This window comes from Reyranella humidisoli (assembly GCF_019039055.1).
Taxonomy (GTDB): Bacteria; Pseudomonadota; Alphaproteobacteria; order Reyranellales; family Reyranellaceae; genus Reyranella; species Reyranella humidisoli.
In genome coordinates this window covers 2086079-2112385 of the sequence record NZ_JAHOPB010000001.1, presented here as the reverse complement: position 1 = coordinate 2112385, position 26307 = coordinate 2086079, and the positions used below count along the sequence as shown (strand labels likewise).

23 protein-coding genes are annotated in these 26307 nt (G+C 66.9%); 10 read left to right on the top strand and 13 right to left on the bottom strand.

Translation table 11 applies throughout. From position 1 onward, the window contains the following. Nucleotides 1-7: 7 nt before the first annotated feature. Nucleotides 8-3217: an AsmA family protein gene (locus KQ910_RS10280; protein ID WP_216959178.1), complete on the bottom strand. Its 3210-nt coding sequence runs from the start codon at nucleotides 3215-3217 to the stop codon at nucleotides 8-10. A 67-nt stretch (nucleotides 3218-3284) separates the two neighbouring features. Between KQ910_RS10280 and KQ910_RS10275 the strand changes: the two genes are divergently transcribed. Then, nucleotides 3285-3470 (top strand): DUF4169 family protein, encoded by a 186-nt coding sequence (locus KQ910_RS10275; protein ID WP_216959175.1) that lies wholly within the window; start codon nucleotides 3285-3287, stop codon nucleotides 3468-3470. Nucleotides 3471-3641: 171 nt separating this feature from the next. Here the strand turns inward: KQ910_RS10275 and KQ910_RS10270 are convergent, their stop codons facing one another. From KQ910_RS10270 to KQ910_RS10250, 5 genes are all read right to left on the bottom strand, one after another. After that, nucleotides 3642-4148, bottom strand: coding sequence for a winged helix-turn-helix transcriptional regulator (locus tag KQ910_RS10270; RefSeq protein WP_216959173.1), 507 nt, complete (start codon nucleotides 4146-4148; stop codon nucleotides 3642-3644). A 36-nt stretch (nucleotides 4149-4184) separates the two neighbouring features. Then, nucleotides 4185-5363: a Na+/H+ antiporter NhaA gene (nhaA, locus tag KQ910_RS10265; protein WP_216959170.1), complete on the bottom strand. Its 1179-nt coding sequence runs from the start codon at nucleotides 5361-5363 to the stop codon at nucleotides 4185-4187. Between the two features lie 71 nt (nucleotides 5364-5434). Further along, entirely contained in the window at nucleotides 5435-6184 is a 750-nt protein-coding gene (locus KQ910_RS10260) for a Bax inhibitor-1/YccA family protein (protein WP_068192316.1), read from the bottom strand. 137 nt (nucleotides 6185-6321) lie between these two features. Beyond that, entirely contained in the window at nucleotides 6322-8841 is a 2520-nt protein-coding gene (locus KQ910_RS10255; RefSeq protein WP_216959167.1) for an ABC transporter permease, read from the bottom strand. A 10-nt stretch (nucleotides 8842-8851) separates the two neighbouring features. Next, nucleotides 8852-9511, bottom strand: coding sequence for an ABC transporter ATP-binding protein (locus KQ910_RS10250; RefSeq protein WP_216963752.1), 660 nt, complete (start codon nucleotides 9509-9511; stop codon nucleotides 8852-8854). Nucleotides 9512-9581: 70 nt separating this feature from the next. Between KQ910_RS10250 and KQ910_RS10245 the strand changes: the two genes are divergently transcribed. Both KQ910_RS10245 and thpR read left to right on the top strand, forming a co-directional pair. Further along, complete coding sequence (locus KQ910_RS10245; RefSeq protein ID WP_216959166.1) at nucleotides 9582-10286, top strand: arylesterase; 705 nt, start codon at nucleotides 9582-9584, stop codon at nucleotides 10284-10286. Beyond that, nucleotides 10252-10797: an RNA 2',3'-cyclic phosphodiesterase gene (gene thpR, locus KQ910_RS10240; RefSeq protein WP_216959163.1), complete on the top strand. Its 546-nt coding sequence runs from the start codon at nucleotides 10252-10254 to the stop codon at nucleotides 10795-10797. The genes KQ910_RS10245 and thpR overlap by 35 nt, the downstream gene beginning before the upstream one ends. Before the next feature lie 122 nt (nucleotides 10798-10919). On the opposite strand, the gene KQ910_RS10235 is transcribed toward thpR, so the two are convergent. Next, nucleotides 10920-11963: a phosphotriesterase family protein gene (locus KQ910_RS10235; protein WP_216959160.1), complete on the bottom strand. Its 1044-nt coding sequence runs from the start codon at nucleotides 11961-11963 to the stop codon at nucleotides 10920-10922. Continuing rightward, on the bottom strand, nucleotides 11960-12961 hold the full coding sequence (locus KQ910_RS10230; RefSeq protein ID WP_216959157.1) for a Bug family tripartite tricarboxylate transporter substrate binding protein: 1002 nt from the start codon (nucleotides 12959-12961) through the stop codon (nucleotides 11960-11962). The genes KQ910_RS10235 and KQ910_RS10230 overlap by 4 nt, the downstream gene beginning before the upstream one ends. A 54-nt stretch (nucleotides 12962-13015) precedes the next feature. Between KQ910_RS10230 and KQ910_RS10225 the strand changes: the two genes are divergently transcribed. Then, nucleotides 13016-15166, top strand: coding sequence for a N,N-dimethylformamidase beta subunit family domain-containing protein (locus KQ910_RS10225; protein WP_216959155.1), 2151 nt, complete (start codon nucleotides 13016-13018; stop codon nucleotides 15164-15166). Here the strand turns inward: KQ910_RS10225 and KQ910_RS10220 are convergent. Next, nucleotides 15150-15635, bottom strand: coding sequence for a low molecular weight protein-tyrosine-phosphatase (locus tag KQ910_RS10220; protein ID WP_216959152.1), 486 nt, complete (start codon nucleotides 15633-15635; stop codon nucleotides 15150-15152). The genes KQ910_RS10225 and KQ910_RS10220 overlap by 17 nt on opposite strands. 35 nt (nucleotides 15636-15670) lie before the next feature. Between KQ910_RS10220 and KQ910_RS10215 the strand changes: the two genes are divergently transcribed. Together KQ910_RS10215 and KQ910_RS10210 are read left to right on the top strand one after the other, a co-directional pair. Further along, nucleotides 15671-16405 carry an NAD-dependent deacylase gene (locus KQ910_RS10215; RefSeq protein ID WP_216959148.1) on the top strand — a complete coding sequence of 245 codons (735 nt, stop codon included), beginning with the start codon at nucleotides 15671-15673 and terminating at the stop codon, nucleotides 16403-16405. 26 nt (nucleotides 16406-16431) lie between these two features. Beyond that, complete coding sequence (locus KQ910_RS10210) at nucleotides 16432-18222, top strand: acyl-CoA dehydrogenase family protein (RefSeq protein ID WP_229600374.1); 1791 nt, start codon at nucleotides 16432-16434, stop codon at nucleotides 18220-18222. A 144-nt stretch (nucleotides 18223-18366) separates the two neighbouring features. Here KQ910_RS10210 and KQ910_RS10205 read toward each other — a convergent pair whose 3' ends face one another. From KQ910_RS10205 to KQ910_RS10195, 3 genes are read right to left on the bottom strand one after another with little or no spacing between them, the layout of a single operon-like run. Further along, on the bottom strand, nucleotides 18367-19473 hold the full coding sequence (locus KQ910_RS10205; protein WP_216959145.1) for a CaiB/BaiF CoA transferase family protein: 1107 nt from the start codon (nucleotides 19471-19473) through the stop codon (nucleotides 18367-18369). After that, on the bottom strand, nucleotides 19470-20615 hold the full coding sequence (locus tag KQ910_RS10200) for a CaiB/BaiF CoA transferase family protein (RefSeq protein WP_229600687.1): 1146 nt from the start codon (nucleotides 20613-20615) through the stop codon (nucleotides 19470-19472). Before KQ910_RS10200 ends, KQ910_RS10205 begins: the two co-directional genes overlap by 4 nt. Nucleotides 20616-20617: 2 nt before the next feature. Next, nucleotides 20618-21778: an acyl-CoA dehydrogenase family protein gene (locus KQ910_RS10195; RefSeq protein ID WP_216959139.1), complete on the bottom strand. Its 1161-nt coding sequence runs from the start codon at nucleotides 21776-21778 to the stop codon at nucleotides 20618-20620. 172 nt (nucleotides 21779-21950) lie between these two features. Here KQ910_RS10195 and KQ910_RS10190 point away from each other — a divergent pair, with 172 nt between their 5' ends. Genes KQ910_RS10190 through KQ910_RS10175 form a run of 4 tightly spaced genes read left to right on the top strand, consistent with a single transcriptional unit; the run spans nucleotide 21951 to nucleotide 25599 of the window. Beyond that, complete coding sequence (locus tag KQ910_RS10190) at nucleotides 21951-22925, top strand: Bug family tripartite tricarboxylate transporter substrate binding protein (RefSeq protein WP_216959137.1); 975 nt, start codon at nucleotides 21951-21953, stop codon at nucleotides 22923-22925. Further along, entirely contained in the window at nucleotides 22900-23442 is a 543-nt protein-coding gene (locus tag KQ910_RS10185) for a mismatch-specific DNA-glycosylase (protein ID WP_369408319.1), read from the top strand. The genes KQ910_RS10190 and KQ910_RS10185 overlap by 26 nt, the downstream gene beginning before the upstream one ends. Then, nucleotides 23439-24851, top strand: coding sequence for a DUF1254 domain-containing protein (locus KQ910_RS10180; RefSeq protein ID WP_216959134.1), 1413 nt, complete (start codon nucleotides 23439-23441; stop codon nucleotides 24849-24851). The genes KQ910_RS10185 and KQ910_RS10180 overlap by 4 nt, the downstream gene beginning before the upstream one ends. A gap of 34 nt (nucleotides 24852-24885) precedes the next feature. After that, complete coding sequence (locus KQ910_RS10175; RefSeq protein WP_216959132.1) at nucleotides 24886-25599, top strand: superoxide dismutase; 714 nt, start codon at nucleotides 24886-24888, stop codon at nucleotides 25597-25599. Between the two features lie 136 nt (nucleotides 25600-25735). On the opposite strand, the gene KQ910_RS10170 is transcribed toward KQ910_RS10175, so the two are convergent. Then, nucleotides 25736-26191 (bottom strand): metallopeptidase family protein, encoded by a 456-nt coding sequence (locus KQ910_RS10170; RefSeq protein WP_068192273.1) that lies wholly within the window; start codon nucleotides 26189-26191, stop codon nucleotides 25736-25738. Between the last annotated feature and the right edge of the window lie 116 nt (nucleotides 26192-26307).

Here is a 26307-nt window from a genome sequence, read left to right as displayed (position 1 = left end):
CAACTCCTCAGCGACCGAAAATATTGGGGATGGGGATCGGGATATTGGGGATCAGCGACCGCGGAACCTGCTCGAGTTGCTGGACGCCCGGCAGGGTGCTGATCATGCCCGGCGGGTCTTTGGCGGTGCCGCGCGAGACGTTGAGCGACGGCGACGACATCGCCCCGCGCGCGGTCGTGATCAGGTACGGCGCCGACCCGTCCTCGGCGATATAGAAACTCACCGTCGTATCGGTGGTCGAGGCGCCGAGATTGGTGCGCGTGGATATCCGTGCCGTCGCGCGATTGCCCTGTACCGCGAGGCCCCTGTCGGTCAGCACGCCTCCGGCGATGTCGACATGGCCCGAGATCGGGCTGTCGTGGTTCACGAAGCGATTCAGCACCAGCGAGATCGCGTTCAGCATGCTGGTGGGCGACATGCCGCGCTGGCCGATGGCACCCAGCATGTTCCCCAGCGTCTGGTCGATCACTGTGCTGGCGGCGCCTGCGGCCATCGAGCCCAGCATCTGCAGGGCCTTGTCGGCGCCGATGAAGATGTGGCCGCCGAGCTGGGCGCCACCGGCCATCGAGGCGCGGATCTGGTCCGACGTCGTGCCGCCGCCGCGCAGCGTGATCCCGTTGGCGTTCAGCTTGCCGTCGACCGTCACCTTCACCGCGCTGCCGAACTCGTTGGTGCCCGAGGTGCTGCGCAGCATCTGGCCCAGGAAGATGTTGTTGGCGTCGCCCCGGAAGTCGATCGAGAGCGCGGGCTGCGTCGCGTTGACCGTACCCGCCAGCGCCAGCGAGCCGCCGAACAGCGAGCCCTTGAAGTGCTGGACCGTCAGGACGCCGTCCTTGAGCGTCGCCGCCAGATCGGCATTGCCGATCCGCATCGGCGCACTGATCAGCGTGCCGGCGGCCAGCTTCAGCGAGCCGTCGATGCTGCGCAGCGGCGCGGTGTCGATCGGCTTGGCGGCCGCCGCCTGACCGCGGCCCGCCGGACGCGCGGGCGCGCCGCCGCCTCCGCTGCCGCCGATCCGGTCGAGATCGAGCGTGGTCGCGCGCAGGTCGGCATTGACGGTCGTCCGGCCGGTCAGCCGGGCATCGATCGATCCGTCGAGCGCCTGGCCGTTCAGCACGAGGTTGCCCTTGTAGGCGGCCGATTGCGGCATGCCTTTGGATGCGCCCGGCAGCGACAGGGTGCCGGTCGCCTTCACGCTCTGGCCGGCCATGTTGATGGCGACATCGCGCAGGGTGAGCTGCTCGATCGTGCCGGCGATGCCGCCGCTGGCGCTCACCGCGCCGAGGTCCGACGGCGCCGTGGTGCCCGCGACCTTCAGCACGCGGCTGAGATCGGGTGCCTCGAAGTTGAAGGCGATGTCCGGCCGCGGCATCGGCGCTGAATAGTTGGCGACGCTGCCGCGCACCGCGAGTCGCCCGCCCCCCAGGTTCGAGATCTTGATGTCGTTCAGCCGCAGCGTACTGCCCTGCAGCGCCACGTCGACATCCACTCCCTGGATCGTCTCCTTGTTGTAGATGAGCCTGGCCACCCTGGCCTTGAGGCCGACCGAAGGTCCCACGACAGCCGGCGCGGACGCCGGCCCGGTGGCGGCCGAAGACGGCGTTGCCGGCTTCTGCTGTGCCGGCGTCTTCACCAGGAAGGAGTCGAGATCGAGCGTATCGAGAGAAACGCTTGTCACGATCGACAGCGGCACGCCGAACGTGACGGTCACGCCACCGCTGCCCTTGAGATCGTCGAGCTCGAAGACCGCATCGCTCACCTGCACGTTGCCGCCGGTCGAGGACATGCGGCCACGCAGGCTGAGCCTTTGCAGCTTGGACGGCGGGACTGACGAGACGTCCACGGCGAGCCACGCGAGCGTCTCGCGCAGCTTGGGGCCGACCAGGCTGAACTGGCCGGTGACGCCCGGCCGAGCCGCATCGCCCGTCAGGGTCGATTGCGCCTGCAGGACCATGTCGCCCGGCAAGGTCGCGGCGAGCTTCGGGACGGCGACGGCACCGCCTTTGGCCTCGAGTTCGAGTGCGACGTTCCGGACCGGCTGCTTGTTGTAGATCACCTCGCCGAGTTCGAAGGCGAGCTTGGCATTGAGGTCGCCGAAGAAGCCGCCGCCGGATGCGTTGGTATTGCCCGGCGCGGCCGGTGCCGCCTGCGGTGCAGGCGACGTCGCCGGCGATGAAGGCTGCTGGAGCGCGGCCAGCCAGCGGTCGAGATCGAGCTTCGGGACCGAAAGCTTGCCCTCGACGCCGAGTTTGGGCTTCAGCGTGACCGCAAGCGTGCCGGAACCGCTGTCCTGGCCCAGCGCCATCTTGAAGTCGCGCGCGGCAAAGGCGGTCTGCGAGACGTCGATGGCGCCGTCGAAGGTGAACTTGCCGGCGAGCAAGGGCGGCAGGGGCGGTTCGGGCTGGCCCGAGAGCTTGACCAGCGTGCCGACGAAGGTCGTGAGCGAATCGGCCGAGACCGAGGCGATCCCGGAAACCTTTGCCGCCGCGCCCAGCTCGCTCAGCGTGCCCTTGAAGCCGAGCTTGCCGCCGCCGGCCTGCAGGGTGACGTCGGCGCTATGGCCGTTGGCACCGCGCGCGCCGACCGCGAGATCGAGCTTGAGCGGCGCGCCGTTCACGGTGGCGCCGCCCGCCAGAGTATAGGGTCCGTCGATGGAGCCGACCGACGCCGAGAAGTTGGCCTTCTCGCCAACCACGGACAGGCCCGCCTTCGAATCGCTGAAAATCAGCGTGCCGTTGTCGATGGTAAGCCGGCCGAGCGACAGCGGCCGCGGCGAGCTTGGCTTGGCGGCGGCGGGCTTCGCTTCGGCGACCGACGGCGCGAACTCCCAGTTCGGCTTGCCCGCGGCGTTGATCTCCAGAACGATCTTCGGCTCGACCAGCGTCACCTCGCCGACCTCGATCCTGCCGACGAGCAGGGCAAGCAGGGAGGGCTGCACGGTGACCGACTTGACCTCGACCATGTTGGCGTTCTTCGAGCCGGCGGCGTTGAAGAACTTCACGCCCGTCACGGAAACGGTCGGCGTGGGCAGCAGCGAGAGCGAGATGGGTCCGTCGATCACGAGGTCGCGGCCGGTCGCGGTCTTCACCTGCGAAACGATCAGCGGCTTGTAGGAATTGATGTCGATCAGCGCGGGCGCCGCGACGACGAGGGCGACCAGCAGGGCAACGATGCCACCGCCGCCGATCAGGAGACGCTTGCGGGTGGTTGGTGTCATGGCGGGCTCCCCGATCCGGCTCGTCCAAGACTAGCGCATCGGTGCCAAGCGCGGCATAGAGAAATCCATGGCCGAGATCCTGAACCTGCGACGCGCCCGCAAGGACAAGGCGAAACGCGAACGCGAGACGGAAGCCGACGCCAACCGCCGCCGCTTCGGCCGTACCCGCGCGGAGAAAGAAGCCGACAAGGACGCGGCGGAACGCACCGTGCGCACGCTCGACGGCAAGCGGCTCGAGCCGGAGAAAGACTGACCGCGACTGACGCCAGCAAAAACCTCCGTCGTCCTGAGCGGAGTGAGCGCAGCGAACGCAGTCGAAGGACCTCTTTTCTCTGCGAAACGTCATGCGCCGGAAAAGAGGTCCTTCGACTGCGCCCGCCCCTCGGACGACGTCGCTCAGGACGACGGCCAATTTGATTGTCGCCTAACGTGCTGGGCGGTTGATCGCCAGTCGCTCGAAGAAAGTGCGTGTGCTCTGGTCGGCGCCCGGCCCGGCTACCGCGCGCACGTTGGTAAGTTCCAGCCGCCGTCCGCTGACGGCGTCGATCAGCACGGGATCGAGCGGCGTGTTGCCGGCGCGGTCGACAAGATCCATCGGCCGGCCGTCGCGCGAAGCGGCGCCGAACCGGTCGCCCCACTGCTTGAGCCCGACGATCACGGTGAACAGCGCCGCGCCTTTTTCGGTAAGACGATATTCGTGGCGAAGCGGACGCTGGCGATAGGCGATCTTGCGGAAGACGCCGGCCTCCACGAGTTTCTTCAGTCGCGCGGTCAAGACGTTGCGCGCGATGCCGAGATTCTCCTGGAAATCGTCGAAGCGGCGCACGCCGTAGAAGGCGTCGCGCACGATCAGCAGCGTCCACGGCTCACCGACCACGTCGAGCGCCGACGCGATCGAGCAGTTCATCTGTTCATAGGAGGTACGCCGCATGACCGAAAGTATAGGGCGACGAACGCGCGACGCAATCTAGGGACGCGGCCCGAGCCTCAGGATGAGATAGCCGACGATCGCCGACAGCAGCGATCCTGCAAGAACACCCAGGCGAACCTGGGACTCGAACTGGGGATCGGGAAATGCCAGCGTGCCGATGAACAGGCTCATCGTGAAGCCGATGCCACCGAGGATCGAGACGCCATAGAGCGACCGCCATGATCCGCCGGCAGGCATCGACGCAAGGCCGAGAGCGATCAGCAGTCCCGCGCCCAGCACGATGCCGACCTGTTTGCCGATGAAGAGGCCGGCCATGATACCGAGCGGAATTGGCGCGGCGAGGGCGGCCAGGGACAGGCCCGCGAGCGAGAGGCCCGCACTGGCGAAGGCGAAGACCGGCATGATGAACCAGGCCGACCACGGCTTCAGAACATGTTCGAGCCAGATCGCGGGCCGGGCCTCGTCGGCCTCTCCGGCCGACTTCAGGGGGATGAACATGGCGAGCGCGACGCCGGCGAGCGTCGCATGCACGCCGGACTTCAGGACGGCCAGCCAGAGCACGGCACCGACGAGGAGATACGGCGCGAGGCGGCGTACGCCGAAACGATTGAGCGCCGCCAGAACCACCAGGCAGAGCCCGGCCACGACGATCGACACGACCGAAAGCTGGCTCGTGTAGAACACGGCGATCACCAGGATGGCGCCGAGATCGTCGACGATGGCCAGCGTCGTGAGGAACACCTTGAGAGACAGCGGCACGCGACTGCCCAGTGCCGCCAGTACACCGAGCGAAAACGCGATGTCGGTCGCCGCCGGGATCGCCCAGCCACGCAGCGCCACCGGATCGGACCAGTTGAAGGCGGCATAGAGTGCGGCCGGCACGACCATGCCGCCAACGGCGCCGGCGATCGGCAGCGCCACCTGCGAGGGCCGCGAGAGTTCGCCTTCGACGACCTCGCGCTTGATCTCGAGGCCGACGAGCAGGAAGAAGACGGCCATCAGCCCGTCGTTGATCCAGAGCAGCAGCGGCTTGTAAACGCCGAAGCCCTGATGCTCGTAACCCACCTTCGCGCCCAGGAACTGCTGGACCGCGTCCCGCAGCGGCGAGTTCGCCAGCACCAGGGCCAGGATCGCGGCGCCGAGCAGGGGAAGCGCCGAGGCTGCCTCGCTGTCGATGAACGCCTTGAACCTGTTTCCTGCCTTGTGTGCAGCCACGTCGCCCCCTCAAATGCAGAGCGCCCGGGTCTTGCGACCCGGGCGCTCGTTAGTCAGTCGCTCCGGTAGGGCTAGTCGCGGGACTGGCCCATGAAGCTCATCAGGAACTGGAACAGGTTCACGAAGTCCAGGTAGAGGCTGAGAGCGCCGAAAACGGCGACCTTTTCGATCATGTCCGTGCCCCAGGCCTCGGAGTACTGTTCCTTGATCTTCTGGGTGTCGTAGGCGATCAGGCCCGAGAAGATCAGCACGCCGGCGGCCGAGATGATGAAGCTCATCGTGCCCGACGGCCAGATCATGTTGACGATACCGGCCAGGATCAGGCCGATCACGCCCATGAACAGGAACTTGCCCATGGCCGTCAGGTCACGCTTCGTCGTGTAGCCGTAGAGGCTCAGCGCGCCGAAGGCGGCGGCCGTCACGAAGAAGGTGCGCGCGACGCTGGCACCCGTGTAGCGGAACAGCACGAGCGACAGGCTGACGCCCATCAGGGCCGTGACCGTCCAGTAGACCGCCTGTACCGCAGCGGTGCTCATCTGAGCAGCGCGGAACGAGACGAGCAGCAGCAGGCCGAGCGGCGCGAAGATCGCGATCCAGCCCAGCATGTTCAGTCCGACGACGCGACCCGACTGAACCTGGAAGAACAGGCTGGCGAGTTCCGGCGAGCTGAACAGACCGAAAGCCACGATGCCCGACAGCGCGAGCCCCGAAGCCATGTAGTTGTACACCCGCACCATGTGGGCGCGGAGACCGACATCAAACGACGCCTGGTCGGCGACTGTGCCGGCGCGGTTGAAGGTGCCGAAGTTCGGATTTGCCATTTGGTTTTCAAGCCTCCAAGGGGGCCTCGTTTGCCGAGCCCCTTCGACGGATAATCTGGGGTCGCAGCGCGACTGAATCAATAGCCAAGACACCCCAGCGGGATTCCAATTTGGACCCGTTCCGGGGAATAATTAGCTCACTCGTTGCGCAACAAGGCAAGGGGTCTTTGCCGCAATGCCGCCAAAGTTCCCGCCAGCCCGAACGCCAGGGTGAGCGCCATGGCCCCCAGCGCAACCGCCACGGCCACCGTCGGCAGGAACGTCCATTCGAGGTTCATCAGGCGGCGGACCACCAGATAGGCCGCCAGCGTGCCGACGCCCAGGGCCGCCACGGCGGTCGCGAGGCCGAGGAAGGCGAACTCCCAGGCGAAGGTCCCGGCGATGCGGGCCCGGGTCGCGCCCAGGACCTTCATGACCACGGCCTCGTGGACGCGCCGGCGCTGGGTGGCGAGCATCGCCCCCGCCAGCACCAGTACGCCCGCCAGGATGCTGAGGAAGCCGATGACCCGGCTGGCCAGGCCGATATTGCCCAGCACGCCGGCGGCGGTCTCGATGGCGTCGCGGATGCGCACCACGGTGACGTTGGGGAACTGGTCGGTGACCGCCTTGAAGATCGCGTCCTCCGCATCGGGCGTCGACTTCACCGTGGCAAGGAAGGTGTGCGGTGCCTTGTCGAGCGTGCCGGGCGAATAGACGAACACGAAGTTGATGGAGAGCGTCGTCCATACGATGCGTCGCAGCGAGGCGATCTTGGCCTCGATGTCGCGGCCGAGAATGTTCACCGTGATCGTATCGCCCAGTCCCAGCCCGAACTGCTTCGCGAGGTTCTCGTCGAAGGAAATGAGCTGCGGCCCCCGATAGTCGGGCGGCCACCACTCGCCCTCCACGATCCGGGACCCCTCGGGCGGCGTCGCGGAATAGGTCACGCCGCGATCGCCCTCGACCGCCCAGCGCGCATCGGAAGGCACGGCAACCTCGCCGATCGGCTTGCCGCCGATCTTGACGATGCGGCCGCGCAGCGACGGTACCTTGTCGAGAGCACCGGCGCCCGGAATGGCGGCGATGGCCTTTTCGAAGGCCGGCATCTGGCTCGACTGGATGTCGACGAAGAAGAAGGCCGGGGCGTCCCCGGGGATGCGTTGCGTCAACTGCTCGCGCAGATTGCCCTCGATCAGGGCCGTGGCCACCAGCACGGTGAGGCCGAGCCCCAGCGAGAGCATGACGATCGGCGTCGGCGCGCCCGGCCGGTGCAGGTTGGCCAGCGCCAGACGGAGCGCCGCATACTTCGGCTTGCCGATCCTGGCCGCGGCCAGCATCAGCAGCCGGGCCAGCAGCGGGAAGGCGATGAACGCACCGACCGAGCCCAGCACGAAATAGGCCGCGATGCGGCGGCTGTCGGCGGTGAAGACGGTGAAGGCTGCGAGCGCCATGGCCACGGCGGCGATCACCAGCGCGTCGCGCCAGGCCAGCCGGCCGCCCTGCTGCACCACGGCGCCGCGCATCAGCGTCGCGGCCGACACGCTGCGCGCCTGCATCAACGGCACCAGCGCGAACAGCAGCGAGACGAGCAGGCCGAATCCGGCAGCGGTCGCCAGCGGCCCGGCGTAGAGGGCGACGCGCGCGCGCACCGGCAGGACGTCGGCGATCATCGATTGGGCGACGAACGGCAGCGCCGCGCCGATCACCAGCCCGATCCCGACGCCCAGCGCCGTCAGGGCGGCGAGCTGTATGAAATAGGTGGCGAAGACCAGCCGCTCCGGCGCGCCCATGCATTTCAGGGTGGCGATGGTCCGCAGGCGGGCCGCGAGGAAGCTCGAAACGGCATTGCCCACGCCCACGCCGCCGACCAGCAGCGAGGCGAGGCCGATCAGGCCGATGAACTGCGTCAGGCGATCGAGCCAGAAGCGGATGCCCCCGCCGGCATCGGCGAGGCCCCTCACCCGCCAGCCGGCATCGGGAAAGCGCGCCTTCAGGGCCTCGATGACCGCGCGATCCGACCGGCCGGGAGGCAGGCGCAAGCGATATTCCCAGGTGAGCAGGCTTCCGGGCTGCACCAATCCCGATTCGACGGCGGCGTCCAGCGGGATCATCAGGCGCGGGCCGAGGCTCGCGAAGGCATTGAGGCCGCGGTCGGGCTCGCGGGCGATGATGCCGCGAACCTCGACGGCCACGTCGCCGATCCGCAGCATGTCGCCGGGCGCCATGTTCATGCGGCGCAGCGCCGATTCCTCGACGGCGGCGCCCCAGATTCCGTCGCGCTTGCCCATCGCGTTCGCCAGCGTGCCGCCATCGGCCAGTTCGATCTTGCCGTAGAGCGGATAGGCCGGCTCGACCGCCTTGAGCTGCACCAGCGTCGGCCGGCCGTCGGACTTGGTCGGACGTGCCATCGCGCGGCTGTCGAGCCAGCGCACCATCTGGCCCTGCTCCCGCATGAACGCCATCTGCTCCGGCGTGGCCTCGCGATAGAGCAGCGAGATCGCGACATCGCCGCCCAGGATCTCGCGGGCGTCGGCGCGCAGACCCTCTTCTACGGCGCGGCTGAAGGACAGGATCGCGGCGATGGCGCCGACACCCAGCGCCAGGCAGGCGATGAACAGCCGGAAGCCACCGAGGCCGCTGCGCATCTCGCGGCGGGCGAGGCGGAAGGCGAGGCTCATGATCCGGCTGTCACTGGGCGGCGAGCGCGCGCGGGCGGTCGTCGGCGACCAGAAGGCCGTCGGCGATGCGCAGCACGCGGTCGCAGCGCTCGGCCAGGCCCATGTCGTGGGTGATCAGGATCAGGGTCGTGTTGTCGGTTCGCGCCACCTCGAACAGCAGATCCATCACCTGCTTGCCGGTGGCGCCGTCGAGATTGCCGGTCGGCTCGTCGGCCAGCATGAGTTTCGGCCGGCCGACGAAGGCCCGGGCCACGGCCACGCGCTGCTGCTCGCCGCCCGAGAGTTGCGCCGGATAGTGGCCGATGCGATGGCCGAGGCCGACGCGTTTCAGCGCGGCTTCGGCCTGTTCGAAGGCGTCGGAGCGCCCGGCGAACTCCAGCGGCAGCGCCACGTTCTCGTGCGCCGTCATGGTCGGAATGAGATGGAAGCCCTGGAAGACGATGCCGATATGATCGCGCCGCAGCCGCGCCCGGTCGTCATCGCCCATCGGGCCCATGTCCTTGCCCACGACCTCGACCCGACCGGAGGTGGCGCGCTCGAGCCCGCCGGCCACCATCATCAGGCTCGACTTGCCGGCACCCGAAGGACCCACCACCGCCGCAATCTCGCCGGCTGCGATGTCGAGAGTGATGCCACGCAGGATATTGACCGTGCCTGCGTCACTCGCCATGTCGAGATGCACGTCGGTCAAGCGAACGATGGGAAGCGGCTCGGCCAAGCGGGCTCCTGGGACAGGTATGATGAAACTGCAAACTCGATATGGTGGTTTTACGGCAGCGGTCAATTCACGGATCGCGGCGTTCCTGGCGATTGTCCTGTCCCTTGCGGTCGCGACGGGTGCCGCAACGGTGCATGCACAAACCGAGCCGGTGAAGCTCGCGATCCTGGGAGACAGCCTGGCGGCGGGTTATGGGCTCGCACCCGCGCAGGCGTTCCCCACGCGGCTGCAGGCGGCGCTCAAGGACAAAGGCCGCAACGTCACCGTCATCAACCACGGCGTCTCGGGAGACACGACGGCCGGCGGACTGGAGCGGATCGACTGGATGATGGCCGACAAGCCCGACATCGTGATGGTCGAACTGGGCGGCAACGACATGCTGCGCGCCCTCGATCCGGGCGCGACCGAGCGCAATCTCGACGCCATCGTCGGCAAGCTGAAGCAGGCCGGCGCCACGGTCTGGCTGGTCGGCATGCTGGCGCCGCGCAACTTCGGCTCCGAGTACGTCCAGCAGTTCGACGGCCTCTACAAGAAGCTCGCCGACAAACACGGCGTGCCGCTCTATCCCTTCTTCCTCGACGGCGTGGCTCAGGATCCCGCGCTCAACCAGCCCGACGGGATCCATCCCAACGCCAAGGGAGTCGACGTCATCGTCGAGCGCATCCTGCCCTTCGTGACGAAGAATCTTGACGATGCCGCGTCTGTTCGTCGCCCTGCCCGTCCCTGACGAGATCGCCGACGCGCTGTCGGCGCTGCAGTCGGGCGTGCCCGATGCGCGGTGGGTACCGCAGGAGAATCTGCACGTCACGTTGTGCTTCGCGGGCGAGGTTCAGGGCGGCACGATGCGCGACTTCGAGGAGGAGCTCGCTGACATCGCCGGCCCGCCCTTTTCCGTGACGATCGCCGGCGTCGACCAGTTCAGCAGCGGCAAGCAACCCCGCGCGCTGGTCGCCCTGGTCGAACGCAGCGAGCGACTCGACTGGCTGCAGCAGAAAGTAACGGCAGTCGCGCGCAACTGCGGCATCGAGGTCGAACGCCGCAAGTACCGCCCGCACGTGACCCTGGCGCGTTTCCCCGTCGGTGCCGAGACCGGCCATCACATCGCGCAATTCATGGCGAGCCACGGGACTTTCCGCCTGGAGCCCTGGGTGGCCGAGCACTTCACACTCTATTCGAGCCGCACCGGCCGCGGCGGACCGATCTACACGGCCGAAGCGGAGTATCCGCTGACGTTCTGATCATAAAAGAAAAAGGTCCCTCACTTCGTTCGGGATGACACCCTTTCTTGCATCAGCGCACTGCGCCGATCTCAACAAAATTGTCATCCCGAACGAAGTGAGGGACCCTTCGCTTTCTCTCCTCACAAGAACGTCAGCAGCCGCCGCGGATTGCCGACCAGGATGGCGTCGATCTCGGCCTCGCTGTAGCCGCGCTTCTTCATCATCGGCACGACGTTGCGGAAGATATGGCCATAGCCGTGGCCGCCGAAGCTGGCGAGGCGCGTGCGGTAGCAGATGTCGTGGCTGATCACGACGCGCTCGAGATGGCCCGCCTCGATCAGCGCGCGGATCAACCGGAGCCGCGTCGCATCGTTGGGCATGTCGATGTCCGACAGGCCGTAATAGCTCGACTCCTGGCCGAACAGGTCGAACTCCACCGTCACGCCCGATTCGGCCAGCTTCAGCAGGCGCGGCTCGTCGAAGACGGTGCGGTCGATGTGGCTGATGACGATGCGCTCGGTCGGGAACCCCGCGGCTTTCGCGAAATCCGCGATCTCCTGAGGCTGGTCGGGGTCGCGCCCGGGATGGACGTTGATCGCGGCACCGGTCTCGGTCGCGGCGATGAACGCGCCCCGCATCACGCGCTTCTCGGTGTCGGTCCACGGCGACTGGCAGCCGATCTCGCCGATCATGCCGGCGCAGACGTCGGTGCCCCAGGCGCCGTCGTGGATCTGGCCGATCATCTCGGCGGCGAAGTCCTCGACCGAGCGATCGTGGTTCTTCGGATCCTGGTAGTCGTTCACGTAATAGCCGCAGCCCATCACGAGATGGACGCCCGTGCCGGCGGCGATGCGGCGCAAGCCATTCGGATCGGGCGAGAGGCCGCCGCACGACAGTTCGACGATGGCGTCGCCGCCCTCGTGCTTCATCATCGCCACCTCGCGGGTGGCGATGTCCTCGAGGTCGAGCATGTACTTGCGGCCGGCGCGCTTGATGCCGCGGCCGTAGTTGATCTGCCAGGTATTCTCCAGCGTGATCTCGGGGCCGAGATCGTTGTCGGAGCGCGTGCCGGGCGGGCGGATGTCGCACAGCACATGCTCGTGCATCAGCGTGCGCCCCAGCTTCCCGGGCTCGATCGGCCCGAGAACGGTCTGGATCTTTCCCTTCAGGTCGGGGCGGCTCATTGCGGCTCCAGCTTGGCGGCCTCGACGACCTTCTTCCATTTCGCGTACTCGGCGGTCATGTGCTTGGAGAGGTCTTCCGAGGATCCGCCCAGTTCGGCGGCACCGGCGTCGCGAATCTTCTTGATCACGTCCGGCTGTTTGGACGCCTTCACCAGCTCGTCCGAGAGCTTCTTCACGATCTCCGGAGGCGTGCCGGCCGGCGCGGCCACGTACCACCAGGGCGCGGCGTCGAAGCCCGCGAAGCCCTGCTCGGCGATGGTCGGCGTGTCCGGCAGCGCGAACCAACGCTTGCCCGAGCTCACGCCCAACGCCCGGAGGGTTCCGGACTGAATGTGCGGCAGGTAGGGCGGCAGGTTGTCCATTGTGCTGGGGATGTGCCCGGCCAGCAGGTCCTTCAGTACCAGCGAGCTGCCGCGATAGACGACATGCTCGACCTTGAAGCCCGCGAGCGACTGGAAATACTCCATCGCCAGGTGACCGGTGCCCCCGATCGCCGGAGAGCCGAAGCTCACCTTGTTGGGACCCTGCTTCTTACAATATTCGACATATTCCTTGGCGGTCTTGACCGGCATGTCGGGATGCACCGCGAGCACGTTCGCGACCTCGCCGAACAGCGCCACCGGCGCGAAGCTCTTCACGCTGTCGTAGGGCATGTTCTTGTAGAGGAACTGGTTGGTGACGGCGGTGCCGACGGTGCCGAGCAGCAGCGTATAGCCGTCGGCCGGGGACTTGGCGACGATCTCGGCCCCGACGTTGCCGCCGGCGCCGCTCTTGTTGTCGACCACGAAGGTCTGGCCCCAGACTTCCTGGAGATGCGCCGAGGCGATGCGGCCCAGAAGGTCGGTCGTTCCGCCCGGCGCGAAGGGCACGACCACGCGGACCTGCTTGTTGGGATAGGTGGACTGCGCCCACCCGTGGCGGGCCAGCATCGGGGCGGCGAGAGGCACGGCGACGGCGCCCGCGATGAGGCTGCGGCGTCCTACTGTCTTATTGGTCATGGCAAAGCTCCCTGATTTAGGGCGACTATATCGCCCGGCAATTGGGAGATAAATGTGACCGCAGGATTGATTGGCTATTCGGATCGCATCTCGGTACGCAGCGGCGAGAAAATCGCCTTCAAGGTTTCGAGTGCGGGGCCCACCCCCTATCACGCCATGCTGGTCCGTATCGTGCGCGGCGATCCCAATCCCGGCGGTCCGCCGCCCAAGCTGGAGGACATGTCCGAACTGTTCGACGGCCGCTTCGCCTCGCGCGTCCAGCATGCATGGCCCGGCTCCTACGGCCTGGTCGAGAAGGCCAAAGAGGCGAGGCTGCCGGCATCGCTGCAGGTCGAGGCGCTGATCTGGCCCACCCTGCCCGAGGACGGGCCGCAGACCATCGTCTCACGTCGCGATCCTGCCACCGGCGCGGGCTTCGCGCTGGTCCTGACGCCCGACGGCATGGCGCTGGAGACCGGCAAGGATCGCGTCGTGGTCGGCAAGAAGCTGCGCGGACGCACCTGGTATCGTGTCTGGGCGAGCGCCGATCCGGAGACCGGAACGCTGCGCGTCGGCCAGCAGCCGCTGTCCCGCGCCTTCGGCACCGATGACGAGGGCGAAGCGACCGGCAAAGCATCCAGCCCGGCGCTGGATGTCGCGGCGCCGGTGATGATCGGTGCGGAAGCCGCTGCCGACCGGCCGGCGCAACGCTGCTTCAACGGCAAGATCGAGGCGCCACGCATCCAGGGCTTCGCGGCCTGGGATTTCACGCGCCGCATGGACTCAATGGAGATCGAGGATACCGGCCCGAACGGCCTGCACGGCACGCTGGTCAACCTGCCGACTCGCGCGATGAAGGGCTCGGCCTGGACCGGCGCCGAGCGCGACTGGCGCCGCGCGCCGCATCATTACGCGGCGATCCATTTCCACGACGACGACCTGCACGATTGCGGCTGGCTCGACGATTTCAGCTTTACCATCCCGAAGGACATGAGGAGCGGCATCTACGGCATGCAGCTCACCTGCGGCACGCAGCGCGACGTCATTCCGTTCGTCGTGCGCCCGCAGGTCGGCAAGCCGCAGGCCAAGGTCTGCTACCTCGCCGCGACCTTCACCTATCAGGTCTATTCCAACTTCTCGCGCGGCATGTACGACGATGCCTTCCGCAAGCGCGTCGCCGACTGGAAGGCCTATCCGCACAATCCCGACGAGCATCGCGACTATGGCCTCTCGACCTACAACCATCACCGCGACGGATCGGGCGTGGCCTACTCCTCGCGCCTGCGTCCGCTGCTGACCTGGCGGCCGAACTATCTCAGCTTCAACGACGAGGCGGGCTCGGGCCTGCGCCATCTGCCGGCCGACACGCATCTCACCGGCTGGCTCGACCGCATGGGCGTCGCCTTCGACGTGATCACCGACCACGACCTCGACGAAAAGGGCGTCGAGCTGCTCTCGTCCTACAAGGTCGTGCTGACCGGCTCGCACCCGGAGTATCACACCGAGGGCACGCTCGACGCGCTGCAGGCCTATACCGAAACCGGCGGCCGCCTGATGTATCTCGGCGGCAACGGCTTCTACTGGCGCGTCGCGCTGTCGCCGAAAGTGCCGGGTGCCATCGAGGTGCGGCGCACTGAGGGCGGCATCCGCACCTGGGCCGCCGAGCCCGGCGAATATTACCATTCGTTCGACGGCGCCTATGGCGGCCTGTGGCGCCGTTCCGACCGGGCACCAAACCTCCTGTGCGGCATCGGCTTCTCCAGCCAGGGCACGTTCGTGGGCGACTCGTACCGGCAATCACCGGCGGCGCGCGACAACACCCATGCCTGGGTGTTCGAGGGTGTGAAGGACGAATTGTTCGGCGGCTACGGCTTCTCGGGTGGCGGCGCGGCGGGCTTCGAACTCGACCGGCTCGACCATCGGCTGGGCAGTCCCCTCAACGCCGTGGTGCTGGCCTCTTCGGAAGGCCACGACCGCAGGAACTTCGTCGTCGTGCACGAGGAGCGGCTGGGCTTCACCACGACCATTCCCGGGCAGACGCTGGAGCAGCTCATCCGGGCCGACATGACCTATATCGAGAAGCCCAAGGGCGGCGCAGTCTTTTCGGTGGGCTCGATCACCTATTGCGGCAGCCTGCCCCACAACAAGTTCGACAACGACGTATCGCGGCTCACCTTCAACGTGCTGAACCGTTTTGGCGAGCTGGGCCTCAAATGGCCCTTTTGACCTGCGGTGTCAGCCGGGCCAGCAGGCCGCGCGTGGCGGACTCGATCAGGCCGATCGCACGCTCGTAGTCGTCCGTGGTCCCGCCGAAGGGGTCCGGAATATCGAGGATGCCGAGCGGCGGGGCATAGTTCATCAGCAGTTGCGGCTTGTCGGCGAAATCGCGCGGCGCCAGCCAGCGCATCTCGGCCAGATGCCCTCGGGTCATCCCCAGGACATAGTCGAAGCGCTCGATATCCTCGCTCGTGATCTGGCGGGCCCGGATTCCGGTGATGTCGTAGCCCCGCGCCGCAGCCGCATCGATCGCCGCCGGCGTAGGCGGCTGCCCGACATGGCTGGCGCCAGTGCCAGCCGAATCGATCTCGAAAGCCTCGGCGAGGCCCGCCTTGGTGACAAGCGAGCGGAATACGCCTTCGGCCGTGGGGGAGCGGCAGAGATTTGCAGTGCAGACGAACAGGATGCCAATGGTCATGGTCGCCGACCCTAGCACGGCGCTAGATTGAGGGCATGCACCAGGATTTCTTCCCGCCGGGCATCGCCGTGCTGACCGGCGCCGGCATCTCCAAGGAAAGCGGAATCGATACGTTCCGCGACGCGGACGGACTGTGGAGCCGGGTCAATCTCGAGGAGGTCGCGACCCTGGAAGCCTGGCACCGCGACAAGAAGAAGGTGCTCGACTTCTACAACGAGACACGCAGCCTGTTCCGCGCAGCCGACATCCACCCCAACGAAGCCCACCGGGCGCTGGCGCAGCTGGAGCGCGAATACGAGGGCGAGGTCACCGTCATCACCCAGAACATCGATCTGCTGCACGAACAGGCAGGCTCGAAGCGGGTGATCCATATGCACGGGCGAGACGGCGAGATCCGCTGCATGGCGTGCAGCACGGTGTTTGAGTCCGAGCAGGACCTGACACCGACCTCGGTCTGCCCCGCCTGCAATGCCGTGGGCGAACTGCGGCCCAACATCGTCTGGTTCGGCGAGATGCCGATGCATCTCGAAGAGATCTACGAGGTCCTGGAACGCTGCGGCCTGTTCCTGGCGATCGGCACGTCGGGCGAAGTCTATCCCGCTGCCGGCTTCGTCCTGCATGTCCGCCGCCACGTGCCGCGCGCCCGGACGGTTCAGCTCAACCTCGAACCGACCGACAGCAAGAGCCTGTTCCACGAACACATTTATGGGCCCGCCACCGAGACCGTGCCGCCTTACGTGGCCCGCGTCCTGAAGCAGGGCTGGCGATAACGCGAGAAGAAAAGACGGAGGAAAACATGCCCGACATGACTCACGACCTGAACAGGGGGCCGCACGGCGCGCACCACATCGCCCCTGACGTCCACGGGCAGAACTTCTATGCGATCGACCGGCAATTACAGGACCTGTTGCGGCTCTACATGGAACCCGGCCTGCGCGCGCAGATGACGCCGCATTTCGAGCGGCTGGGCGAACTGGCCGGCGGCCGCCTCGACGAACTGGCGATGATCGCAGACAAGCATCCGCCGGTGCTGCAGCCGCGCGACCGGTTCGGCCGCGACGAGGACTGGATCGACTACCATCCCGCCTATCGCGAGATGGAGAAGATCGCCTACGAGGAATTCGGCCTGCACGCGATGAGCCATCGCGCCGGCGTGCTCGGCCTGACGGAGCCGGCACACCCGCTGGTGAAGTACGCCTTCACCTATCTCTTCGTGCAGGGCGAATTCGGCCTGATGTGCCCGGTCTCGATGTCGGACACGTCGAACTTCACCATGAAGACGCACGCCTCGCCCGAGCTGAAGCACCTCCTGATGGACCGGCTGCTGAGCCAGGACCCGGCCCGCATGATGAAGGGCGCGCAGCTGATGACGGAGAAGGCCGGCGGCTCCGACGTCGGCGCGCTGGAGACCGAGGCCGAGCGCATCGGCGTCGGCGCCGACGGCATCGAGCGCTGGAAAATCTACGGTCAGAAATGGTTCTGCAGCCATGCCGACGCCGACCTGGCGCTGATCCTCGCGCGCCCGCGCGGCGCGGCGCCGGGCACCCGGGGGCTCGCGATGTTCGCCCTGCCGCGGCGCCTCGAGGACGGCTCGCGCAACAGCTACCGGATCGTGCGGCTGAAGGACAAGCTCGGCACGCGCTCCATGGCGTCGGGTGAGATCGTGCTCGACGGCGCCACCGCCTATCTGGTCGGCGACGTGAACCATGGCTTCAAGCAGATGATGAGCCAGGTCAACCTGTCGCGGCTGAGCCATGGCGTGCGTGCCGCCTCGATGATGCGCCGCTGTCTCAACGAGGCGCTGGCCGCCGCCCGAGGCCGACGCGCTTTCGGCAAACCCACCTCGGAATATCCGCTGCTGCGCCGGCAGCTCATGAAGATCATGCTGCCGACCGAGCAGGCGCTGTCGATGTACGCCTTCTCGGCAGACGCGATGGGCCGCGCTGATAAGGGCGACAAGGACGCCGCGAACCTGCTGCGGATCCTCACACCGGTCTACAAGTTCCGCGCCTGCCGCGACAACATCCCGGTCGCCAGTGCCGCCCTCGAGGTCCGCGGCGGCATCGGCTACATCGAGGAATGGGTGACCGCGCGCCTGGTGCGCGACGCCCAGATCGGCACGATCTGGGAGGGCACCTCCAACATCAACGCGCTGGACGTGGTGCAGCGCGCCGTCGGCAAATCCGGCGGCCACAAGACGCTGTCCGCCGCGCTCAAGGCGAAGTACGAGCCGAGCGGCGCCCTGCCAGGCCAGTACAAGGGCCTGCTGGGCGCCACGCTCGATCGCGTCGAACGCTTCGTCGAGGCGGTGGCCGCCGATCCCAAACAGGAAAGGCGCTCCCGCCTCGCCGCCGGCGCGCTCTATCACGCGACGACGGCCGCCCTCCTCGCCTGGGAAGGCGCAACGCTGGGCGCCCAAGGCGGCGACGCCCGCCGTCTCTTGCTGTCACGCCTCGTCATCGAGCATCGCCTCGCCCCGCAGGACCCGCTGTCGCTCGGCGAGCAGGGCTGGGAAGAGGAAGCCATCAACCTCCTCCTCGACGACGCGCCGGTGCCGCTGGCGAAGGCGGCGGCGTTGGTGGGCTAATCCCTTCGCAATCACACACAGCTAAGGATCCCTCACTTCGTTCGGGATGACACCATTGTTGAGATTGGCGCAGTGCGTCGATGCGGAAACGGTGTCATCCCGAACGAAGTAAGGGATCCTTACTGCAACGAATAAATCGCTACGCTAACGCTTCAGCACCTCGTCCGTATGCTCCCCGAGCAGCGGTTCGCGATAGACGGGGCTCGATGGTTCGTTCTTGAAGCGGACGACGGGGCCGAAGTGGAGGCGGCCTTCGTTGTCCGTCACCATGAAGCCTCGCTTCTGCAGGTTGGCGTCGGCGATGGCTTCGGGGAGCGTGTTGACCGGGCCGTAGCAGATGTCGAGCGTGGCGAGATACTCCATCCAGTGGGCCAGCGGCTTGGCCTTGAAGGTCGCTTCGAGGAAATCCGACACAGGCTTCTGGTGAGCGCCGGGCCATTCGCAGAGAGGGGCCATCTCGGGTCTGCCGAGCGCACCCAGCAGGTTCTTGATGAACTTCATCTCCTGGCCCGCAATCACGAGCTGGCGGCCGTCGGACGTATCGTAGACGCGGTAGAAGGCCGAGCCGCCGGTCGTGCGCTGCTGCTTCACGTCGGGCGCCTTGTTCTCGGCGAAGGTCGTGCCGACCACGTTGGCGCAGGAGGCTATCAGCGATTCGTGCATCGAGACGTCGATATAGTCGCCGCGACCGGTGTCCTTGCGGCGCAGCAGCGCCATCAGGACGCCCGCGAGACCATGGAGACCACTGACGAGATCGGCGACGGGGATGCCGGGGATCGCCGGCCGGCCGTCATCGCCCAGGGTCAGGCTCAGCACGCCAGTCATGGCTTCGAGCGCGAGATCGTGCGCCGCGCGGCCGGGATAGGCGCCGTCCTGGCCGAAGGCGCTGATCGAGCAATAGACGATGCCCGGGTTCTTCGCGGCGACGGCGTCGTAGCCGATGCCGAAGCGCGCGGCGACACCGGGGCGGAACGATTCGACCAGCACGTCGGCCTCGCAGGCCAGGCGGAACAGATCGGCGCGGCCCTGCTCGCTCTTGAGGTCGAGCACGACGCTCTTCTTGCCGCGCCCCATGTTGCGGAAGAACACCGAGGTGCGCGCGTCGGGTGGCAGGATGTGGCGACCGGGATCGCCCTCGCCCGGCGGCTCGACCTTGATCACCTCGGCGCCGTGGTCGGCCAGCGACGTGGTGAGATACGGTCCCGGCAGGAACCAGGAGAGATCGACGACCTTGATGCCCTGAAGCTTCATGACGACTTGCCCAATACTGAGTCGTTGTCGGCGCCGAGCGGTGAGCACGCAGATTGCACCAGCCGCTCCCCATCGATGCGCAGGGGATTGGCGAGAACGCGCAGATCGCCCTTCACCGGATGCGGCACGGACGAGACCATGCCGGTCTCGCGCGCAAAGGAACTGTCGAGCGCCTGGTCGAGACGATAGACCGGTGCGGCGGGCAGCAGCCCGTTCATCGACGCGAGCCATTCCGCCGTCGTGCGGGTGCGGAACGTCACGTCGAGTTCGGCCGACATGGCGGCGCGGTTTTTCGCGCGCATATTCGGATCGGGGAAGCGCGGATCGGCCACGAGGTCGGCACGGCCCATCACCTCGCACAGGTTCAGCCAGAATTTCTGCGTCATGCACATGATGAAGATCCAGCCATCCTTCGTCGGGAAGGTCTGGACCGGCGCCAATGAGAGATGGGCGCTGCGCGGCACACGCGGCGAGACATCGCCCTCGTTCAGGTACCAGAGGCCAGGATAGGTGAGCTGATGCATCGCGACGTCGTAGAGACACGTATCGACGTCACAGCCCTTGCCGGTCGTGCGCGCGCGCAGCAGGCAGCTCAGGAGACCGACGATGCCGGTGAGACCGCTCATGCTGTCAATCATCGAGACGCCGACCCTCGTCGGCGGCCCGTCGGGCTCGCCGGTCAGTTCCATCAGCCCGGCCTCGGCCTGCATCAGGAAGTCGTAGCCGGGCCAATCCCTGCGTTCGTTGTAGCGGCCATAAGCCGAGATGTGCAGGCAGACGATCGACGGCTTCAGGTGTTTGAGGCTCTCGTAGTCGATACCGAGCTTCGCCGGCTGCGTGCCGCGCATGTTGTTCACGACGCAGTCGGCGCCCTTCACCAGCGCCTCGAACTGTCGGCGCCCTTCCCCTGACTTCATGTCGAGGGTCACGCTCCTCTTGCCGAGGTTCCAGGCCTGGAAATACTCGCTGTCGTCCTGCCCGAGCTTGTACGGCCCGACCTGTCGCGAGGGATCGCCGCCCTGTGGCGCCTCGATCTTGATCACCTCGGCGCCGAGTTCGGCCAGGAACATCGTGCCGTAGGGACCGGCGCCGAACTGTTCGAGTGTGAGGACGCGGATGCCTTCGAGCGGCTTGCCGTTCATGCTCACGAGATCGGGTTCCGCTTGATCAATTGCCGCGCGATGATGATGCGCTGCATCTCGTTGGTGCCCTCGCCGATGCAGGTCAGCGGCGCGTCGCGATAGAGGCGCTCGATGTCGTATTCCTTGGAGTAGCCGTAGGCGCCGTGGATGCGCATCGATTCGATGCTGTTCTCCAGCGCCGCCTCGGACGAGAAATACTTCGCCATGCCGGCTTCCATGTCGCAGCGCTCGCCGCGATCGAAGATGGCGGCGGCGTCGAGCGTCAGCAGGCGGGCGGCCCTGGCGCGCGTGGCCATCTCGCCGAGCTTGAGCTGGATCGCCTGATGCTCGCAGATCGGCTTGCCGAAGGTCTTGCGCATCTGGGAGTAGCTGGTCGCGAGCCGGAGCGCGCCCTCGGCGATGCCGACGCCGCGCGAGGCGACGTTGATGCGGCCGAGTTCCAGCCCGCCCGCGACCTGCGCGAAGCCCTGCCCCTCGACCTCGCCGATCAGGTGATCGGCGGGAATCTTGTAGTCCTCGAACACCAGCTCACCGGAATCGATCGACTTGTAGCCCAGCTTCTCGAGCTTGCGGCCGACCGTGAAGCCCGGCCCCTTGGGCGTGATGAACAGGCTCATGCCGGTGTGGCGTGGATTGGCCTCGGGATTGGTCTTCACCAGCACGGCGAAGCAATGGCCTTCGATGCCGTTGGAGATCCAGGTCTTGGTGCCGTTGATGACGTAGCCGTCATTGCCGTCGCGCTTCGCCACCATGCGGATCGATTGCAGGTCGGTGCCGGCATCGGGCTCGGTGAGGGCCAGGCCGCCGCGGATCTCGCCGGTCGCGAATTTCGGCAACCAGCGCTCCTTCTGGCGCGGCGTGCCGAACTTCTCGACGGCCAGCGCCAGCATCAGGTGGGAGTTGAAGATGCCGGTGATCGCCATCCACACCGAGGAGACGCGCATCACGATTTCGGCGTAGGTCGTGGCCGGGAGGCCGAGACCGCCATATTCAGGGCTGATCGTGGCGCCGAACAGCCCGAGTTCCTTCATCTGCTCGACGATCTCGGCCGGCCATTTGTCGGCATGGTCGAATTCCTTCACGCGCGGCGCCACCTCGCGCTCGATCCACCGGTCGATGGTGGCGAGCAACTGCGCTTCGTCGGCCTTGTCGATCGTCTTCATTTGGTCCTCCCGGCCGACATCATGCCCGACGGCGGGGAGCGGACAAGGCCGCGGAACCTCAGGACGAAATCGAATGCCGAACCGGCGACCGCAAGGCCGGCCAACCCCTAGGCGCGACGACACAGGTCGTGCATCATCCGCCCCAAACAGAATCCGACAGGAAGGAAACGACATGAGGAGACGTCACTTCACCGCAGGACTCGCGACGCTGCCGTTCGTGCCGACCTTCGCCCTGGCGCAGGGCGACGACTGGCCCAACCGCAATGTCCGCATTGTCTGCCCGTTCACGCCCGGCGGCTCGCAGGACAACATCGCCCGCCGTCTCGCGGTCAAGCTCAGCGAGGAGTTCGGCCAGACTTTCGTGGTCGAGAACCGCACCGGCGCCGGCGGCTCGATCGCCGCCGACAACGTCGCCAAGTCGCCGCCGGACGGCTATTCGGTGCTGCTGGGCAATATCGGCAGCCACGCGCTGGTGCCGCATCTGTATCGCAAGCCGGCTTACAATGCCGTCACCGACCTCGAAACCGTGGCCTGGATCGGCACGCAGCCCAACCTTCTCTGCTGCAATCCGAACTTCGAGCACAACACGCTGCCCAAGCTGATCGCTGCGGCGAAGAAGGACCCCGGCAAGTATTCCTTCGGCTCGTCGGGCCTCGGCACGTCGCCCACGCTCACGATGGAGTTGTTCAAGCAGAAGACCGGCGTCGACATCACCTTCATCAGCTATCGCGGCGCCGCCGCGGCCGCGGCCGACGTGCTGGCCGGCCACCTGCCGATGGTCATCTCCAACATCGATTCGCTGATGGGCCAGGTGAGCGCCGGCAAGCTGAAGCCGATGGCATCCAGCGGCGCCAAGCGCTCGACGGTCCTGCCGGACACGCCCACTTTCGCCGAGACCGTCTCGCCGGATCTCGTCGTGACCTCCTGGTCGATCTGGGCGGTGCCGACCGGCACGCCGGCGAAGATCAAGGACAAGCTTCGCGTCGCGACCGAGAAGGCGCTGAAGTCTCCCGACGTGACGGAGAGCATGAAGGCCGGCGGCTTCGAGCCCGGCGTCATGACGGTCCCCGAGATCGACGCCTACATCCAGACCGAGATCAAGCGCTGGGGCGAGGTCATCCGTGCCGCAGGCATCAAGGCGGAGTAACCACCTCATCCCGGACTTGCTGGCGCCCGGTCTCGATCTGGTGTTCTGCGGCACCGCGCCCAGCCCGGCCTCCTTCAAGGCCCGTGCCTATTATGCCAATCCCGGCAATGCCTTCTGGCCGACCCTGCATGCGGTCGGCCTGACGCCGGAACGGCTGTCGCCGCAGCGCTTCCCCGAGTTGGTCGCACTGGGCCTCGGCCTCACCGACCTCAACAAGACCGAGGTCGGATCGGATCATGAGCTGACGCCCGCGGCGATGGACGCGCAGTCGCTGCACGCCAAGCTGCGGCGCTTCCGCCCCGCCGCCATTGCCTTCACCTCCAAGAATGCGGCGTCGCTGGCCCTCGGCATCAAGACGCCCGCCTATGGTCGCCACGTCGAGCTTCTCGAAGGGGCCGTGGCCTTCGTGCTCGCCTCACCCTCGGGTCGCGCGCGGTCGTTCTGGACGCTGGCGCCCTGGAAAGAAGCCGCCGCGTTCGTTGCCGAACGGCGACGTCTGCGCGAGCGTGCGGCGTGAGGATTGGCCGTCGCGCCGCGCTCGCCAGCCTGGTCGCCCTGCCGACGCTTGCCCGGGCCCAGGATACACAGACGACGCTCCGCGACCTCGCGCGGCGCGCCACGATCTACCTCTTCCCGATCTACGAGATGTACTGCGCCCGCTGGCACGCGACGGTCGACGAAAAGAATCCGCAACGCCAGCGGCTCAACCGCTTCCGCCACATGCCGACGCTCGCCGATCCGAGCACGCGGGACGTCACGACGCCGAATGCCGACACGCTCTATTCCTCGGCCTGGCTCGATCTCTCGCTGGAACCGCTGTTCCTCACCGTGCCGCCGGTGGGCGACCTCTATTACAGCTATGCCTTCATCGACCTGTTCACCGACAATTTCCTCGTCGTCAGCCATCGGCTTGGGGGCAAGGGGCTGGCCACGCACATGATCGTCGGGCCGGCGTGGAAGGGTGACGCGCCGGGCGACGTCACGCTGGTGCGGGCGCCGACGACATCGGTCTGGCTTCTGGGCCGCATCCTGGTCGACGGGCCCGAGGAACTCGACCGCGTGCGCATCCTGCAGAGCCGTGTGCTGCTCGAGACGCCGGACATGCGCAACGAGCGGCGCATCCTCGAAACCGGCGAGTTGATGCGCTTCCGCACGCAGGCGCCGCCCGAACCCGTCGCCGACTGGCCGGCCGCCCATCCCGGCGAGCCCTTCGATCTGTTCGACATCGGCATGCGGGCACTTGGCGAAAGTCCATTGCCTGCGCGTGACCGCCCGCTGTTCGACGCGCTGGCGCCGCTGAAGCTGAAGCCCGGGCGCAAGTTCGACCGGCGCGCCTTCAGCGAGACCGAACGGCGCGCCATCCTTGCCGGCATCGAGCAGGGCCATGCCGAGATCCGCACCGCCGCCGGACACGGCCGGACGGTCGACGGCTGGACCTATGGCGAGCGGCATTTCGGCAATTTCGGCGACGACTATCTCTATCGTGCCGCCACCGCCCTGACGGCGCTCGGTGCGCTGATGCCGGGCGAAGCGGTCTATGTGACCTGTGTCGTGGATGCGGAACGTCGGCCGCTGTCGGGCGCCGACCGCTACGTGCTCACCTTCCCCGCCGGGCGCCTTCCGCCGGTGCGTGCCTTCTGGTCCCTGTCCGCCTACGAAGTCACGCCGGAAGGCCGCGCCTACTTCAGCGAGAATGCCATCGACCGCTATTCGATCGGCGACAGGACCCCCGATCTGGTTCACGGCGCCGATGGATCGCTCACGATCTACATCCAGCGGGAACGCCCTTCGAGCGACCGAGCGGCAAACTGGCTCCCCGCCCCCGCGGGACCGATGCGCCTCGTGCTGCGTGCCTTCCTGCCCGACGACGCGCTGATCGAGGGGCGCTACCGGGTGCCTCCGGTGCGACGCAACTCCGCCCGCTGACCGGCGTTCCTCCAGCGAACACGCAGGAGTCTCCATGACCGCCATCTCGCGCCGATCCATGGCTGCGGGCGCCGGCCTGCTGGTGGGCGCCATCGCCATTGCTGCACGCGCCCAGCAGGTGCCGCCGCAACTGGCAAGCGCCGTTCCCGTCCCGAAGGTTACACTCAGGCCCCTGACCATCAATCCCCAGAAGGTGAAGGGCCTGTCGGCCAATCTCCTCCGCACCCATCACGACACGGAATATGCCGGCACGGTGAAGAAGCTGAACGCGATCGGCGAGCAACTGGCGAAGGCCGATTTCGCGGACATGCCGCCCGAGAAGGTTGGCGAACTGAAGCGCGAGGAGCAGACCGCGCACAACGCGGTGGTCCTGCACGAAATCTATTTCGACGGCCTCGCCGAAGCGCCCACCCGGCCGGCCGGTCTTCTGGCGCAAGCCCTGTCCCGCGACTTCGGCAGTCTCGACCGCTGGAAGGCGGAGTTCGTCGGCACGGCCAGGTCGCTGGCCTCGGGGACCGGCTGGGTGATCCTGGCCTATACGCCGCGTGACAAGCGCCTGTTCAACTACCGCGCCGAAAACGATTCGATGGCACCGGCCGCCGCTGTCCCGCTGCTCGTGATGGACATGTACGAGCATGCCTATTCAGGCGACTACGGCACCGACATCGCGAAATACATCGAGGCTTTCGTGCAGGCGATCAAGTGGACGAACGCAGAGCGCCTCTATCGCGAGGCCATGCGGGTTTAAAGCAAAGCCGTCATCTCGACCGGAGCACCGAAGGTGCGGAGTGGAGAGATCTTCTCTCCCCCAAAAAAGCCGGCAAATCGTCGGGCGAAGGTCTCTCCGCTCCGCGCTGCGCGCTTCGGTCGAGACGACGGGAGTGTCAGGCGTTCGGCTGGACGCGCTGCGATTCTTCCTCTGCCTTTGCTTCGATCGCTTCCATGTCGTCGTCGCTCAGGCCGAAGTGGTGGCCGATCTCGTGGATCAGCACATGGCGCACGATATGCGGCAGATCCTCGCCCGATTCGCACCAGTAGTCGAGGATCGGGCGGCGATAGAGGAAGATCCGGTCGATGTCGTTGGCGACATGGCCCGCGCCGCGCTCCATCATCGAGACGCCCTGATAGAGGCCGAGCAGGTCGAACGGCGTATCGAGTTCCATCTGCTTCTCGATCTCGTCGGACGGGAAGTCGTCGATCTGGATGCGCACGTTGCCGATGTGCTTGCGAAACTCCTCGGGGATCGTCGCGAGCGCCTCGGCGGCGATCGCTTCGAAATCCTCCAGTGTGGGCGCGAGGCCGAAGCACGGCGTGCGCCGAGGATTGTTGAAGACCGGCATGACTCCCCCATATAGGACCCGCGCGCCCTCGCCAAGCGCTCCGTCGTGACCGTTTGCGGCGCTTGCTGTCCCGAGGTTTGGCGCGGTATTCGCATGATCGCGTTCCCGACCGATCC